Below are 14,882 nucleotides of genomic sequence, written 5' to 3' on the forward strand. Positions count from 1 at the left end.
CGTTGCCGACCATGATCTGGCGCGATTGCCGGCGCTGGATATCGCGCCACGGACGGATGGACATGGTTTTCCGTTCTCTTAATAGTCGGGTCAGGGCCTGCGTTACGCCAATCCATAGCCTGAAGCTTCGCATCTTGCGCGAGATTTCAACTTTAGCCGCAGGAACGCACGACATCTCCGCCTTGCGGCAATGCGACTATGGTTTCGCCTTAGAAGATTGGTCGTTCCGTCCACTCTCGCTTACTCTGGCATTGGGTCCCTCTCTGCACGGGGGATGATAACCCGCTCACAGAGCCATCGTTCTGACACTTCCATCCCGGCTGCCGACCTCGCGCGGCTTTGACAATGAAGAGAGGAGGCCCTCTATCACTTCGAAAAGCGATAAAGTCGTTCCGGTTTAGAACGATGCATATCCGGCATTAGCGATATAATTGCGGCACTCCTCGGGTTGGAAGCGATCGAGGGGCTTGCCGATCCGTTTCCATGTGGCTTCTACGGTTCGGGCATTTTCCTTTCGCAGAAAGCCTTTTGAGTTTGGAGAAGACCTGTTCGATCGGGTTCAGATCGGGCGGATAAGGCGGCAGGAAGAAGAGCTGTTCGCCTGGATGATGCGCAATTCGCAGAGTGCGATGGAGTTTTTCAAGCTGCCGACGAACCGTGTCGTCGAACTCGGCAGCAAGGTCGAAATTTAGATGTCAGCACCCATCAGACGGTAACCCACCCCCAACTCATTGACTATGATCGCGGGCCGGCTGACGTCATCCTCGAGCTTCTGGCGCAGATTGCGGATGACGACCCGCAGATATTCGACATGCCGCTCATATTCGTTCGCCCAGACGCTCTTCAGCAGATGGTCGTGGGTGATGACGCGACCGGGAAAGCGGGCAAGCGCGGCCAGCACCCCATATTCCTTCGGCGTCAGGTGAACTTCGCTCGCCTTCTTGTGAATGCGCCGATTCACGAGATCAATCTCCAGGTCGGCGACCTTGACCGCCAACTGGGCGCCGCCGGCGCTCATCCGGTTGCGCAGCGCAGCGCGCATCCGCGCGAGCAGCTCCTCGGTGTCGAACGGCTTGGTGACATAATCGTCGGCGCCCAAATCGAGCGCGGTCACCTTCTGGTCGGTGGCATCGCGCGCCGAGACCACAAGCAAGGTCGCCTTCGAATTCTTGCGGATCAGCGGCACGAGTTCCATCCCGTCGCGATCGGGCAGCCCCAGGTCGAGCAGGACGATATCGGGCGCGTCCGCCAGCGCCGTCATCGCCTCGCGCGCATTCGCCGCCTCGGCGATATCGTAGTTATTGCGCTCGAGTGTCGAGCGCAGGAGCCTGCGGATATGCGGCTCGTCGTCAACGACGAGCACCTTGGCGCGGATCAAAGGATCTTCTCCTGGTCGAATTCCCGCACGAGGCTGTTCTCGGGGAAGCGGATGCTGAAACAGGCCCCAGTCTTATCGGCGCGGTTCGCGGCCGTCACGCCGAGGCCCATCGCGTCGGCGAAGCCCTTGACGATGGCGAGGCCGAGGCCGGTCCCCCCCTTTGACCGGTCGGATCCCTCGAAGCGGGCGAAGGTCTGGAACACCTCCTCCTCGCGTCCCGGTGGCAGGCCGGGGCCGGTGTCGAGCAGCGACAGGACGAGCTCACCCGGCCGGCGGGCCGCCTCGATGCGGATCGACGTACCTGGGTCGGCATAGCGACCGGCATTGTCGAGCAGGTTGATCAGGATGTGATGGAACAGCTGCGCGTCGACCCGGACAAGCGGCAGGCCGGGCGACACACTCAACGCGATGTGATGCCCGGCGAGCGCGCCGCGCGTGTCATGGACCGCGCTTGCGATTGCATCGGTGAGATCGGTCGGCTCAATGTTGAGGCGCAGGACGCCGGCGTCGACTCGCGCCATGTCGAGGAGGTTGGCGACGAAGCGGTTGAGGCGTTGGGCCTCGGCCTCGATCGTATCGATCAGGCCCGGTGAACTGCCCCGGCGCATCTCGTTCGCTGCCGCGATGATCGCCGTGAGCGGAGTGCGCAGGTCATGGCTTACCGACGACAACAGCGCCGCGCGCAGCCGGTCGCGTTCCTTGAGTTCGGCAACGTCGCGCATCTCGTCGGCGAGCTGCATGCGCTCGAGTACCAGCGCCGCCTGATCGGTCAGGCTGAGCAGCAGCGACACTTTGTCGGACGGCACGGGATCGGAGCCATCGTCACGCGCAAGCCCGATGACTCCCCGCACGCCGCGCGCCGTCTTCATCGGATAGAACAGCCAGTCCGATCCGGTGAGCGTATCCGAGCCCCGCCCCGTGGGCGTGCCTTTATCCATCGACCATTGCGCGGCGGCGTGTTCCATATGAGCTAACTTGTCCTCAGGCGGCCATGCGGCCCGAAGCTGAGGACCATCGTCCGACGGCGTCAGCACGCAAGCGCGCGCATCGAACAGGCGTGCCAATTCGGCGCAGATGGCCTGCATCAACTCTTCGTCGCTGGCGATCGTGGTCAGCTGCCGCGAGAAGCCAGCAAGCGCCGCGTTGAGCCGGGCGCTCGATGTGGCGAGATCCGCCTGTGCGCGGATGCGGGCGGCGAACTGGCTGGTCACCAGCGCCACCGACAGCAGCACGACGATGGTGATCACATTCTCGGGGTTGTTGATCGTGAGAGTGCCCGTTGGCGGCAGGAAGAAGAAATTATAGGCAAGCGAAGATGCAAAACTGGCGAACAGCCCGGCGCGCAGCCCATAGAGGCTCGCCGCCATCATCACCGGTAGCAGGTAGAGAAGCGCAATATTGGCGATATCGAGCACCGCGCCAAGCGCGAGGCCGATCGCGGTCACTCCGGCCACCATCAGCAGCGACAACGCATAGTCGCCGGGCTTGGTGCGGTGTCCTTTCGCGTGCGCGCGGGTGCGCAGCGCTGGCGTGCCCTCCCGTTCGGCGGGGAGGACATGGACCGCAACGTCGGTGAGCTCCCGAACGAGCTGATCGACAACCGAGCCGTGGCGGATCTCAAACCACCAGGGCCGCGACGATTTGCCGACGACGATCTGGGTCGCGCGTGCTTCGCGCGCAAAGGCCGATAGGCCCTCAACCACGTTCTGCGCCGGGATCGTGGCGGTCGCGGCACCCAGTTGCGCCGCGAGCGCCATGGACTGGTTGAGCCGCTGACGGTCGGTGGCGGCGAGTCCGCTGGTGCGCGGGGTTTCAACGTGGAGTGCGGTCCAGGGCGCCCGCAGGGCGTCGGCGAGGCGTTTGGCGGCCCGGATCAGCCCAGGTGCGTCGGGCAGTTCGCTGACCGCGACGATTACACGTTCGCCTGCGGCGAAACTGCCGGCAAGGGCATGCGCGCGGACATAATCCAGCATTTGCGCATCGACCGATTGGGCTGCTCGACGCAAGGCCAGTTCGCGCAGCGCCGACAAGTTCGATTTCGAGAAGAAATGATTGAGCGCCCGACTCGCCTCATCGGGGATGTAGACCTTGCCCTCTTTGAGACGCTCGATCAGCTCGTCGGGCGGGATGTCGACCACCTCGATCTCAGCCATCTCGAGTACGCGATCCGGGACCGTCTCGCGAACGCGCACCTTGGTGAAGGACGCGACGACATCGTTGAGGCTCTCGATATGCTGGATGTTGATCGTCGAATAGACGTCGATGCCGGCGACGAGCAGTTCCTCGACATCCTGATAGCGCTTCGGGTGCCGCGACCCTGGCGCATTGCTGTGCGCCAACTCATCGACAAGCACGAGCCCGGGATGACGCGCTAGAATCGCGTCGATGTCCATCTCGGCCAGCGTGCGGCCCTGATATGCGACGTCGCGTCGCGCGATGATCTCGTGCCCGCGGGTCAGCACCTCGGTTTCGCTACGGCCATGGGTCTCGACCACCCCGACTACGACGTCCACGCCGGCGCGCTTGCGCTGCATGCCGTCGGTCAGCATCTCGTAGGTCTTGCCGACACCGGGGGCCGCTCCGAGAAATACCTTCAGACGGCCACGGCCTTCCTGCGCCGCCTGACGCAGAAAGGCCTCTGGTTTGGGCCTGTCGCTCTCGGTCGGTCGCTCGTTCACCGCGCAGGTTTAGCGCCGATGGCATCGAGCTGTCGATTGAGCGCAAAGACGTTGACATGTTCCTCGCCCAACAACCCGAGGATCGGCTGCTCGATAGCACTTTCGACCAGCACACGGACCTTGAGCTCGGGCAACTCGCGCGCCTTCGCGACGCGAGGAACCTGCGCAAGCGCCGCGGCCGGCGATAGATCCGGGTCAAGTCCCGAACCAGATGCGGTGACCAGATCGACGGGAATCGCGCCGCTCACGCCAGCAGCACGCGCCTTGTCTACATCGGCTTTTACGCGGTCGATGAGGGCCTGGCTCGCGGGGCCATAGTTGGAGCCCGAGGAGGCCAGGCCGTCATAGCCCTTGCCCGCGGCCGAGGGGCGGGTCTGGAAATAGCGGTCACTGGTGAAAGCCTGCCCGATCACGGTCGAGCCGATGACCTTGTTGCCCTCACGAACGAGACTGCCATTGGCCTGGACGGGGAAGACCGTCTGGCCGACGCCGAGGATCAGCAGCGGATAGGCGAAGCCCAGGAGCAGCGCGAACAGGACCGTCAGAACGATCGCCGGGCGCAGCGCGGATGTAAAATCATTACCCATATCCTTTACTCCTAAGCCAGACCGAGGCCGTTCACGGCGATGTCGATCAGCTTGATGCCGATGAAGGGCGCGATCAGGCCGCCAAGACCATAGACGGCAAGATTGCGCGCCAGCAGCGGTCCAGCGCCGATCGGCCGGTATCTGACGCCCTTGAGCGCCAACGGGACGAGCAGCGGGATAACCAGCGCATTGAAGATGATTGCCGACAGGATCGCCGATTGCGGGGTCGCCAGCCCCATCACGTTGAGTACCGCGAGCCCCGGATAGAGGACGATGAACATCGCGGGGATGATCGCGAAATATTTGGCGACATCGTTGGCCACCGAGAAGGTGGTCAGCGCGCCGCGGGTCATGAGCAGCTGCTTGCCGAGGCCCACGACCTCGATCAGCTTGGTCGGATCGCTGTCGAGATCGACCATGTTGCCGGCCTCGCGCGCCGCCTGCGTGCCGGTGTTCATCGCCACGCCGACATCGGCCTGCGCCAGCGCCGGCGCATCGTTGGTGCCGTCACCGCACATCGCGACGAGCCGGCCGCCCTGCTGTTCCTTACGGATCAGCTCGAGCTTGTCCTCGGGGGTCGCCTGGGCGAGGAAATCGTCGACCCCCGCCTCGGCAGCAATCGCGGCTGCGGTCAGAGGGTTGTCGCCGGTGATCATCACCGTGCGGATGCCCATCTTGCGCAACTCGCCGAAGCGTTCACGGATGCCGGCCTTCACGATGTCCTTGAGCGCTATTGCGCCCAGGATACGACCATCTTTGACGACCGCGAGCGGAGTCATGCCCGCGCGCGAGATCTCATCGGTTACTCTGCGAAGTTCGGTCGCCGCGACGCATTCGCCCGACCCAGGATTGGCTTTGAAGACCGAATCCACGGCGCCCTTCTGGATTACGGAGCCTTCCATTTTTACCCCGGACAAACGGGTCTGGGCAGTAAACGCGATGACCTCGGCATCGCCGGGGAGAGCAGTCAGTTCTACTCCAAATAACGCATTGGCCAGCGCGACGATCGAGCGGCCTTCAGGCGTCTCGTCGGCTAGGCTGGCGAGCAACGCTGCTTCGGCGAGTTCGCCAACCTGGGTGCCGGTAACGGGCCTGAACTCGGTTGCCTGACGATCGCCGATCGTGATCGTTCCCGTCTTATCGAGCAACAGCACGTCGATGTCGCCCGCCGCCTCGACGGCGCGACCCGACTTGGCGAGCACGTTGAAGCGGACCAGACGGTCCATGCCCGCGATACCGATTGCGGACAGTAGCGCCGCGATTGTCGTCGGAATGAGCGTAATGAGGAGCGCTGCAAGCATCGCGACGGGAATCGAACCGCCGGCATAGATCGCGAATCCCGGGATCGTGCCAACAGCGATCAGGAAGATGATCGTCAGACCAACGAGCAGGATCGTCAGCGCGATCTCGTTCGGGGTCTTCTGGCGCTCGGCGCCTTCGACGAGCGCGATCATGCGGTCGAGGAAGCCCTGGCCCGGATCGACGGTGACCCTGACTTTGATATGGTCCGAGATGACCCGTGTGCCTGCAGTGACGGCGGAGCGGTCGCCGCCCGCCTCGCGGATGACGGGCGCGCTTTCGCCGGTGATGGCCGCCTCGTTGACCGAGGCGACACCTTCGAAGACTTCGCCATCGGCCGGGATCAGCTCGCCTGTCTGGACAAGCACCAGGTCGCCCGACTTGAGCTGGCTCGCCGAGACCTTCTCGCCATTGTCGCGAGTCGCGGTGAGTTCGGCCTTGGTGGCGCGCAACGAAGCGGCCTGCGCCTTGCCGCGCCCCTCTGCGAGCGCTTCGGCGAAGGTGCCGAAAAGAACGGTCAACCACAGCCAAATGACAAGCTGCAGCTTGAAGCCGGTGGTGAGGCCATCATGACCGACGACCATCAGGACAGTCAGCAGCAACGCCACGACCGCGGTCGTGAACATGACGGGGTTGCGGATAAGCTCGCGGGGATCGAGCTTGCGGAAGGCGTCCCCGACCGCCGGGCCGATCAGCTCGGGCGTGAACAGGGATTGGGTTGTGGTGCGACTCATGGTGCTGGCCCCGATCAGAACAGGGTGCCGCCGGTCATCATCAGATGATCGGCGATCGGGCCGAGCGCGAGGCTCGGCAGGAAGGTCAGGCCGCCCAGGACGAGTATAATGCCGACGAGCAGGCCGACCCACAGGCCGCCGGTGGTCGGGAAGGATCCCGTCGATTCCGGAATATGCTTCTTTGCGGCGAGCGAGCCGGCGATTGCCAGCATCGGCACGATGACGAAGAAGCGGCCGATCCACATCGCGACGCCTAGCATCGCATCATAATAGGGCGTGTTGGCGCTGAGACCGGCAAAGGCCGAACCGTTGTTGCCGACCCCGCTCGTGAAGGCGTAGAGGATCTCCGAGAAGCCGTGTGGCCCCTTGTTTAGGGGACCCGCCAGACCCGCCGGCAGCACCGAGCTGATCGCTGTGAAGCCGAGGATGATCAGCGGCAGCACGGCAATCGCCAGCACCGCGAGCTTGACCTCCCGGCCCTCGATCTTCTTGCCGACATATTCGGGGGTACGCCCGACCATCAGGCCGGCGACGAACACCGCGAGGATCGCGAAGAGCAGGAAGCCGTAGATACCAGCGCCGACGCCGCCGACGACGATCTCGCCCAGTTGGATATTGAACAGCGGGATCATGCCGCCAAGCGGAGTGAAGCTGTCATGCATCGCGTTGACCGCGCCGCACGATGCGGCGGTCGTTATCACCGAGAAGAGCGACGACGCGACAATGCCGAAGCGGACTTCCTTGCCCTCCATATTGCCGCCGGGGATGCCGAGGCCGTGGAGGACGGGGTTGCCGGCCGCTTCCTGCCAGTAGACGATCGTCGTGCCAGCAAGGAACAGGATCAGCATTGCCGACAGGATCGCCCAGCCCTGGCGGGTGTTGCCAACGGCCTTGCCGAAGCACCAGGTCAGTCCGAAGCCAATCGTGAAGATCGACAGCATCTGCAGCAGATTGGTGAAGGCGTTCGGATTCTCGAACGGGTGCGCCGAATTGGCGTTGAAGAAGCCGCCGCCATTGGTGCCGAGCATCTTGATCGCTTCCTGTGAGGCAACCGGCCCCAGCGCGAGCGTCTGCTTGCCCCCCTCAAGCGTCGAGACATCGACCGAACCGACCAGCGTCTGCGGCACGCCATTGGCGATGAGCACGAGCGCGTAGACGATGCAGATCGGCAGCAGCAGATAGAGCGTGATGCGGGTGGTATCTGTCCAGAAATTGCCAATGCTGTTGGCCTGGCGCCGCTCGAAGCCGCGGAACAGCGCGAAAGCTAGCGCGATGCCAGTCGCCGCGCTCAGGAAATTGTGGATCGTGAGGCCTAGCATCTGGCTGAGATTCGACATCGTCGACTCGCCGCCATAGCTCTGCCAGTTGGTGTTGGTGGTGAAGCTCACCGCGGTATTGAAAGCGAGATGGCCGCTATTGCCGGGAAGTCCAAGCGGATTAAGCGGCAGCGCGCCCTGCAACCGCAGGATAGCATAGGTGAACAGCATCAGCACCGCATTGAAGATGAGCATATGGACCGCGTAGCGGCGCCAACTCTGCTCGGCGGCGGGATCGATGCCGGCCAGCTTGTAGAAGCCCGTCTCGAGCGGCCCCAGCACGGCGTGAAACGGCGTGCGGCGGCCCTCATAGAGGGCGAACAGCCACTTACCCATCGGCTTGGTGAGCGCGAGAAGGATGGCGACGAAGGCGACGATAAGGATCCAGCCTTGGATGGTCATGGCGTCGGTTCGATCAGAAGCGTTCGGGCCGGACGAGCACGGCCACGAGGTAAAGGAGAAGCCCGCCCGCGGTGATCGCGGCGAGCCAGAGGTCCATGGTCATGGCGAGGTCCTCACGCGTGTTCGCACAGGCGGACATAAGCGAGCGTTGCGGCAAGTAGCCCGAGCATCGCGGCAACCCAGACAAAGTCCTCCATCAACGCGTCACCGCGATTGGGACGGCGGGCGGAATGCTCGGCGGTTGTCGGTGAGCACCGAAGTTCAGCATGATGATCCTTTCGACGACGTGGGTGGCCGCAGCCGAAAGGCGCGACAATCGCACGAGAGGATGGGCAAATAGGCCTTACCGGCATTGAAATGCGAGACGCATTGCCGTCAGATCGCATAGGTTTCGCATAAAAATGGACGCCGCCGGTATCTGGGTGAGGCTACCTACAAAACCGAACTGCTCCTGAGCTATCAAACGATGCGCCACCTCCTCTTCGGAAGGCCCGCAGATCAGTGATCAAAGCCGCCGTCTACGGCCACCCGCGCCAAGGCCTTATGATAGAGGCCCTGAGCGATACCTTCCTCGGCGGCACAGTTCGGCGATGCTGTCCTCGCCGCGAAAGCATCGAGCACGATCCGGATCTTGCCTTCCGCCGAGAAAAGATTTGGGCCTCATCTTCGTTCCTTCGTCACCACGACCAGACCCAAATCCTTCTTGACCCACAACCCCAAATCTGTGCCGTTGTCCTGACGAACAAAACGTTCATCATTGTGCTCGTCTATTACTTCGAATCATATTCTTTGTTCATAAAACGGCTAAGCCAAAGATCTAATAGGGTTGGATCCGTCCCAATCCACGGCGGCATCGGCAATCATTTTGCACATCCCCCCAAAAACCTGGCCGCGCTGAACAACTTCTGTATAACAGCCGATCAACTTTCGTGTGTCGAAATAGGTAAAGCGAATTCCGCCCGTGTCCGCTTCCTGTGCGATATCTATACCCATCGCGATGAACTTCGCGTGCACAGCGTCCAGATCGTCAGTCACGTAACATTGATGGTGAAAGAATTGCGCAGCGGCGGGCGCCTCATCGCGATAAACGTTCGGCGTCGATATTCTAGGCTGAATCAGCTCGACCTGAATGGGGCCAGCCTGGCAAATGGCAATATCCATCAGCAGGTCTGCGGGCTTGCCACGGTAAAGAAGATGTTCGGGAGAAGCGTCGCGCATGACGAAAAATGGCCCCGTCTGCTCCAGTTTCAGCCAGTTTTTCATTGCGGCGTCCAGGTCATCAACCACATAACCTGCCTGCATCACAGCCTTCGTTTTGTACACCTGCATCTCTCCTTCCAATTTGCGCCCGCTCCTGTCAGCGGGATTCGATCTTGGCAATCCGTGCCCGGTGGGGAGATCAATCCATTCCCCGCATCTCCTGGATCGGATACCTGCCCGCCTACGTGCAGATCCGTTTCTGCGCGACGACATCATCTCGCCGCCCCCGCTCGACGGATCACGCCATCAAAGTGGCAGCATCTCTGTGTGTCGCCCTGCCATCCTCAAATATACAGACTGATTTTCAGTCGCGATACTAACGCTCTCTCACCTAGACGAGGCACTATCCAGGTGAGAAATTCAACAAATCCAGGATGCCCGCGCCGGGGGTTAGCCTCTATCTTTCCCAGGCGCGGTTATCCCCCTTGACCGGACATCCCGATGTTAAAGTTTCGCTGCGACATTCACGAACCGATCGGCGAAGCGATCGATATCAGCGGGTAAAGCAGCGACGTCCGCCGAAATATCGTTGGCGGCTATCAAATAGAACTCCGTAAAGCCGGCATCACGATACCTGCACATGTCATCCGCCGTGGTTCCGTTGAATACCGCGACTATGAGCCGAAGTGCGGATGGATCACGCCCGTTTTCGCGCGTCCAGTCATGCAACTTGCGAACAGCTTTAGGCGCCTCGTCAGTCGGCATATTGAATGCGAGCCATCCATCACCATAGCGCGCTATCCGACGCATCATCGCCTCGCTTTCGCCGCCCATCACTATAGGGACATGGCGTTGAACAGGCTTAGGAAAGCTATAGGCATTGGTGAAATTGACAGTTTCGCCCTCAAAAGTCGATGCGCCCTCTCCCCAGAGAGATCGGAGGGCGAGAATATATTCATCCATGCGCCGGCCGCGTCCCGACCAGGGTACGCCACAGGCCTGATATTCTTCCACGGACCATCCCATCCCCACCCCGAGCGCGACGCGGCCGTTCGACAGAAGATCCAAAGTAGCCGTGCTCTTGGCGAGGATCACAGGATTATGCTGCGGCAGGATGACGATGCTCGTGCCAAGCTCGATCGAGCGGGTCTGCGCCGCCAGCCATGCAAGCGTCGTCAGCGGATCGACGATAGGCGTCGTGGGAACGGGAATGGCGGCGTCGCCTTCGAAGCCGCCTTTTTTTTCGTCCTCGTTCTTCGAGTGCGATCGAGATAATGGATAGCTATCAAATAAAACCGTGTGTTCGCCTAACCACAACGAACTAAATCCGGAATTTTCGGCGGTCTGTGCCGCCACCCGCATCCATTCCGGGTTAGCACTATCACCAATGCCTCCGCACCAAATTCCGATACGCATGCCGCCTCCATTGTTGAAATTTCTGATCGTGTTGCCGGACAAATCTATCTGAGGAGCGGCAATCGCTCGCCCGTGCTGCTGTTGTGCGATCCGCCGCTCGTATCGAGCCAGTACGGTAGCAATTACCTTGTGTCGACGCCGGATGAAGCCGTCGACAGCCTTCAACCTCACACCGCCGGCGCCTTAATCATCGATACGATTAACAATCAATGTCGCATTTTTATTTGTTACTGACGTGCCTGTACTTATTACGTCGGCGGTTCAGTTTGGCGTACGGACCTTTTGCGCGAACACTATGCCGTCAGTCAGCTAAACAGTCGTAATATTTCGACGCGAAATTAGACTTGTCTCGAAAGGATCGGAGCGGATCTCACGGGACATGCCCGTGTGACCCGCTCCATCATTATCAGAAGGTGACTTCCGCGCGAGCACCATAGGTCCGTGGCTTGGCGGGACTGAGCTGCAAATTATAGGGCTGGTTCGTCGTACGAAGGTCCGCATACCGCTTATTGAAGGCGTTATCCAGATAGAAGCCGACGCGCAGCTTGCCGCTAGGAGGGCTGACATAGCCGGAGAAATTGGCGACTAAATAGCCCTTTTGCTGGTCAAAGCCGACATTACCGCCCGCGCCTGGCCAGAACAGGAAGTGCGAACGATATTGCCCGACTCCCGCTACGTTCGCGCTCCAGTCACCGACGGCGAAGGTGTAGCTGCCGTGGACCGAAGCCGTGAAGTGCGGGGCGTGCGGCACGACCGTGCCCGACAGATCTATGGCGCAGCCGCTCAGCGTCGGGAATTTCGTCGGATCGAAGCAGTTCACCGATGCATTCTTATAGCTCTTATATTGGGCATGAAGATAGGAAGCCGCGCCGCCGATGTTCACGCCTTCCATCGGATTGCCGTTGACCTCGAATTCCACGCCATAGCCCTCGGCCGCGCCGGTATTCTGCACGAAGCTGCCACCATGCGACGCGTCGGTGACCTGCTGCTGCAGGCCCTTGTTCTTATAGTAGAACACGGCGGTGTTGGTATGGAGCTTTCCACCCAACAGCGAATTCTTCATGCCGATTTCATGACCGCCAGCCTTCTCGGGCTTGATGGGGGCAGCCTGGAAAATGGCGGGCGAGTTGAAACCACCCGCCTTGAAGCCGCGCGTATAGCTATAATAGATGTTCGTCGGCCCATTGTCCCAGGCCAGCACGAAACGCGGCGTGAAGGCATGGAATTTGGCGGACTGATGATAGGCCGCCGGGCCGAAAAAGTTGGCGATGATGAGTGGCCCGTTGGTCACGTCGAAGTCGCGCTTGTCACTGGTGTAGCGGCCACCCGCGGTTAGCTTGATCTGGTCGGTGAGCTTGTACGTGCCCTCGGCGAACACCGACAAGGTGGTCGTCAAGGCGTCGCTGTTGCTCCGATAGCTCTGGGTATCGAGCGGCGCGACGCCATAGTCCGTGCCGGCTAGGGCGATGTCGATGTAGCGCTTGTCGCGAATATAACTGGCACCCGCAATATAGGTGAAGCGGTCGCCGATGTGCGATGTCACCTGAAGGTCCTGCTGGAAGGTCGTTCCGCCATTGCGGGGGACGAGGAAGTTGAAGCTGGGATAGGGCGTCGCATCAGTGTCGGCATATTGCCGGCTGAGATTATTGAAATAGGCGGTGAGACTGCTCACTTCGAACTCGCCGAGATGCAGGTTCACGTGCAGGTCGGTCCGAAACAGCCGGTTGAAAAAAGGCTCGTCCAGATCCTCGTTTGCCTCGTAGAAGCCCGGCGCAGTCACGGGATGCAGGTCGCACACCAAGCAGGTAGGCGATCCCCGTCCGAGCTTTTCGACCTGGCTGCGGGCTTTGCTCTGCTGCCATTCGATGCCGCCCTTGATGGTCAGGAGTTCGCTGGCATCCCATTTGAACCGGCCACGCAGGGTGAAGTTGTTGGCGGCGCCCAACTTGCGACCGTCGTAGAGGTTCGTGATGAAGCCGTTTTCGTTGAGGTAACGGCCCGCGAGGCGCACGGCCAGCGTATCCGTCACCGGCAGGTTCAGCATGCCTTCCATCTGCTTATGGGAGAAGCGGCCATATTCGCCGGCGATGCGCCCCTCGAACTTGTCGGTGGCATCGGCGCTGTTGATCCGAAGCACACCGCCCGTGGCGTTCTTTCCGTACAGGGTTCCCTGGGGACCGCGGAGCACCTCGATCGTGCCGGGGTCAAGGACACTGAGCAGTGAATTGACGCCGCCCGTACGTGGAAAATACGCGCCGTCGATATAGACCGAAACCGACGATTCCAGACCAGGGTTCGAATAGGGCACGCCGATGCCGCGGATGAACAATGCGAGGAAGCCGCTGGAGATCGCGAAATCGGTGTTGGGCAGGATCATCTTCAGGCTCTGCACGTTCCGCAGATCGAGCTGCTGCGCAGTCTGAGCTGAGATGGCTGAAATGGCCAGCGGCACATCCTGGAGGCGCTCGGTCCGGCGCTGCGCCGTGACGATGATGTCTCCACCGGTGTCTGTCGCGGCGGCGACCGGTGCGTCCTGCGCAAAAGCAGGAGCGGCGGCGACTGTGGACAGCAGTCCAGAGGCACCGACCAGAAGCGCGGCTTTAAAACTCGTTTTCATATCATTCCCCTCTTCATACACTTTTTGCGACTTTTTTTATGCGGGTTTTCATGCTGCCTTGCGACCACCGTGCTGTGGCCATGGATGCTGCGCAGGAGCCATTTATCCATCCCTCCCTGCAGACACTGACAATCAGTCTTGTATTCCGCTCCTGACCAATAGAACGATCGCCACCATTGATCAACGGTGGCAATCTACTGCTTAAGCGTTTCTATCGCTGGCGTTTATCCCACACCATATGTCGAATGGCATATATCTCTGGATCGCGGACGGGGCCAGCGGCCATAGCGCCGCACAAACAGGCTCGGCATATGAAAGCAACCGATCAACCCATCCTGACAAGAAAGCCCTTGGCATAGCGGGCGTCCACATATGTATCAGATACTACCGCCGTTCCTAGGCAGGGACGTTTTCTGGGTTGGCAAATACCATCGGCTCGAAAGTCTTGCGCTGGACACGTGCTTTAAGAAGCCACTTGCCGCCGACCTTCACATAATGGTCGTCATTCACGACGTGATAGCTGGCGTGGAAGCCATTCTTGAGACGCGCCTCGACGATTGAGAAGACCGTTCCAAACGCGTCGGTCTCGTTGAGCTCCTCTATCACGGCGGTGGTTATGTGGTGCAGCGCATAGGTTACAGAATCCTTCAGAGTGAGGCCATAAGCCCGTATGCTGTCGTGCCCGACATTAGTTCCGAATCCGAACTCGCTCTCATCCAAAATCCCGTCGGGGGTAAAGAGCGACACCCACTCTTCGATCCGATGCCTGTCGATATACAGGGCATATTTGTTGACGAGGTCCTGAATGCCAAGACGATCCGTGATTGAGCTCTCCGATATCATTTTGGTTTTCTCCATTAAGTAATCGCTAGTTCAGCAATCTGGCCAAGGAAATTTTGTTCCCGACTCGAGTTTCCCATACACATTGTGGAGGTGATTTTTTACTGCCGTTGAGAGATGCCTTAACCGAGGCAAACCGGCCCCCTTCGGCAGAACAGCTGCTCAGTCCCAGCGCCGACCCGCCTGCCTCCACCTTGCTTCAGCACCAACGCCACGTGCTCCTTCTTCACGGCACGCTCCTTCCGGCGGTGAGATCGCTGCTCCGGAAAACTCGCGTTCAAAATGGCTGCGAAACATGGGCGGCGTCGGCGGCGAACCGTGAAACCGGAGTCCTGCATGGCCGCTGCACCGATCGCTGTGCGTTCAACATGCGGTATATCCGCCATCAACGGCAAGCGCGGCGCCGTTGACGAAC

The 14,882-nt window shown here is 60.7% G+C and carries 11 protein-coding genes and 2 pseudogenes; 2 read left to right on the forward strand and 11 right to left on the reverse strand.

Annotated elements, in window-relative coordinates; all coding sequences use genetic code 11:
• The coding region (locus AAC645_RS19805) for a hypothetical protein (protein WP_340318305.1) at positions 1-278 on the forward strand (278 nt) is incomplete at its 5' end.
• Positions 279-397: 119 nt separating this feature from the next.
• Here AAC645_RS19805 and AAC645_RS19810 read toward each other — a convergent pair.
• A pseudogene (locus tag AAC645_RS19810) lies at positions 398-602 on the reverse strand (transposase); the annotation flags it as partial.
• On the opposite strand from AAC645_RS19810, the pseudogene AAC645_RS20555 reads away from it, so the two are divergent.
• A pseudogene (locus AAC645_RS20555) lies at positions 588-692 on the forward strand (KUP/HAK/KT family potassium transporter); the annotation flags it as partial. The pseudogenes AAC645_RS19810 and AAC645_RS20555 overlap by 15 nt on opposite strands.
• Here the strand turns inward: AAC645_RS20555 and AAC645_RS19815 are convergent.
• The 10 genes from AAC645_RS19815 to AAC645_RS19860 form a co-directional block, all read right to left on the reverse strand.
• On the reverse strand, positions 689-1,378 hold the full coding sequence (locus AAC645_RS19815) for a response regulator transcription factor (protein ID WP_340318306.1): 690 nt from the start codon (positions 1,376-1,378) through the stop codon (positions 689-691). The pseudogene AAC645_RS20555 and the gene AAC645_RS19815 sit on opposite strands and share 4 nt — an antisense overlap.
• Positions 1,375-4,056 carry a sensor histidine kinase KdpD gene (locus AAC645_RS19820; protein WP_340318307.1) on the reverse strand — a complete coding sequence of 894 codons (2,682 nt, stop codon included), beginning with the start codon at positions 4,054-4,056 and terminating at the stop codon, positions 1,375-1,377. The genes AAC645_RS19815 and AAC645_RS19820 overlap by 4 nt, the downstream gene beginning before the upstream one ends.
• Positions 4,053-4,643: a potassium-transporting ATPase subunit KdpC gene (kdpC, locus tag AAC645_RS19825; RefSeq protein ID WP_340318308.1), complete on the reverse strand. Its 591-nt coding sequence runs from the start codon at positions 4,641-4,643 to the stop codon at positions 4,053-4,055. Before kdpC ends, AAC645_RS19820 begins: the two co-directional genes overlap by 4 nt.
• 11 nt (positions 4,644-4,654) lie before the next feature.
• Entirely contained in the window at positions 4,655-6,676 is a 2,022-nt protein-coding gene (gene kdpB / locus AAC645_RS19830; protein WP_340318309.1) for a potassium-transporting ATPase subunit KdpB, read from the reverse strand.
• Between the two features lie 14 nt (positions 6,677-6,690).
• Entirely contained in the window at positions 6,691-8,394 is a 1,704-nt protein-coding gene (kdpA, locus tag AAC645_RS19835; RefSeq protein WP_340318310.1) for a potassium-transporting ATPase subunit KdpA, read from the reverse strand.
• A gap of 13 nt (positions 8,395-8,407) precedes the next feature.
• Positions 8,408-8,497, reverse strand: coding sequence for a potassium-transporting ATPase subunit F (locus AAC645_RS19840; protein WP_340318311.1), 90 nt, complete (start codon positions 8,495-8,497; stop codon positions 8,408-8,410).
• 701 nt (positions 8,498-9,198) lie between these two features.
• A complete protein-coding gene (locus AAC645_RS19845) occupies positions 9,199-9,717 on the reverse strand; it encodes a VOC family protein (protein ID WP_340318312.1) in 519 nt (172 codons plus the stop codon).
• Between the two features lie 381 nt (positions 9,718-10,098).
• Entirely contained in the window at positions 10,099-11,175 is a 1,077-nt protein-coding gene (locus tag AAC645_RS19850; RefSeq protein ID WP_340318313.1) for an LLM class F420-dependent oxidoreductase, read from the reverse strand.
• A gap of 241 nt (positions 11,176-11,416) precedes the next feature.
• Positions 11,417-13,627, reverse strand: a complete 2,211-nt coding sequence (locus tag AAC645_RS19855) for a TonB-dependent receptor (protein ID WP_340318314.1) — start codon at positions 13,625-13,627, stop codon at positions 11,417-11,419.
• A gap of 396 nt (positions 13,628-14,023) precedes the next feature.
• Complete coding sequence (locus AAC645_RS19860) at positions 14,024-14,485, reverse strand: nuclear transport factor 2 family protein (protein ID WP_340318315.1); 462 nt, start codon at positions 14,483-14,485, stop codon at positions 14,024-14,026.
• Positions 14,486-14,882: the final 397 nt, after the last annotated feature.

The sequence above is a fragment of the Rhizorhabdus argentea genome (assembly GCF_037861105.1).
Taxonomy (GTDB): Bacteria; Pseudomonadota; Alphaproteobacteria; order Sphingomonadales; family Sphingomonadaceae; genus Rhizorhabdus; species Rhizorhabdus argentea.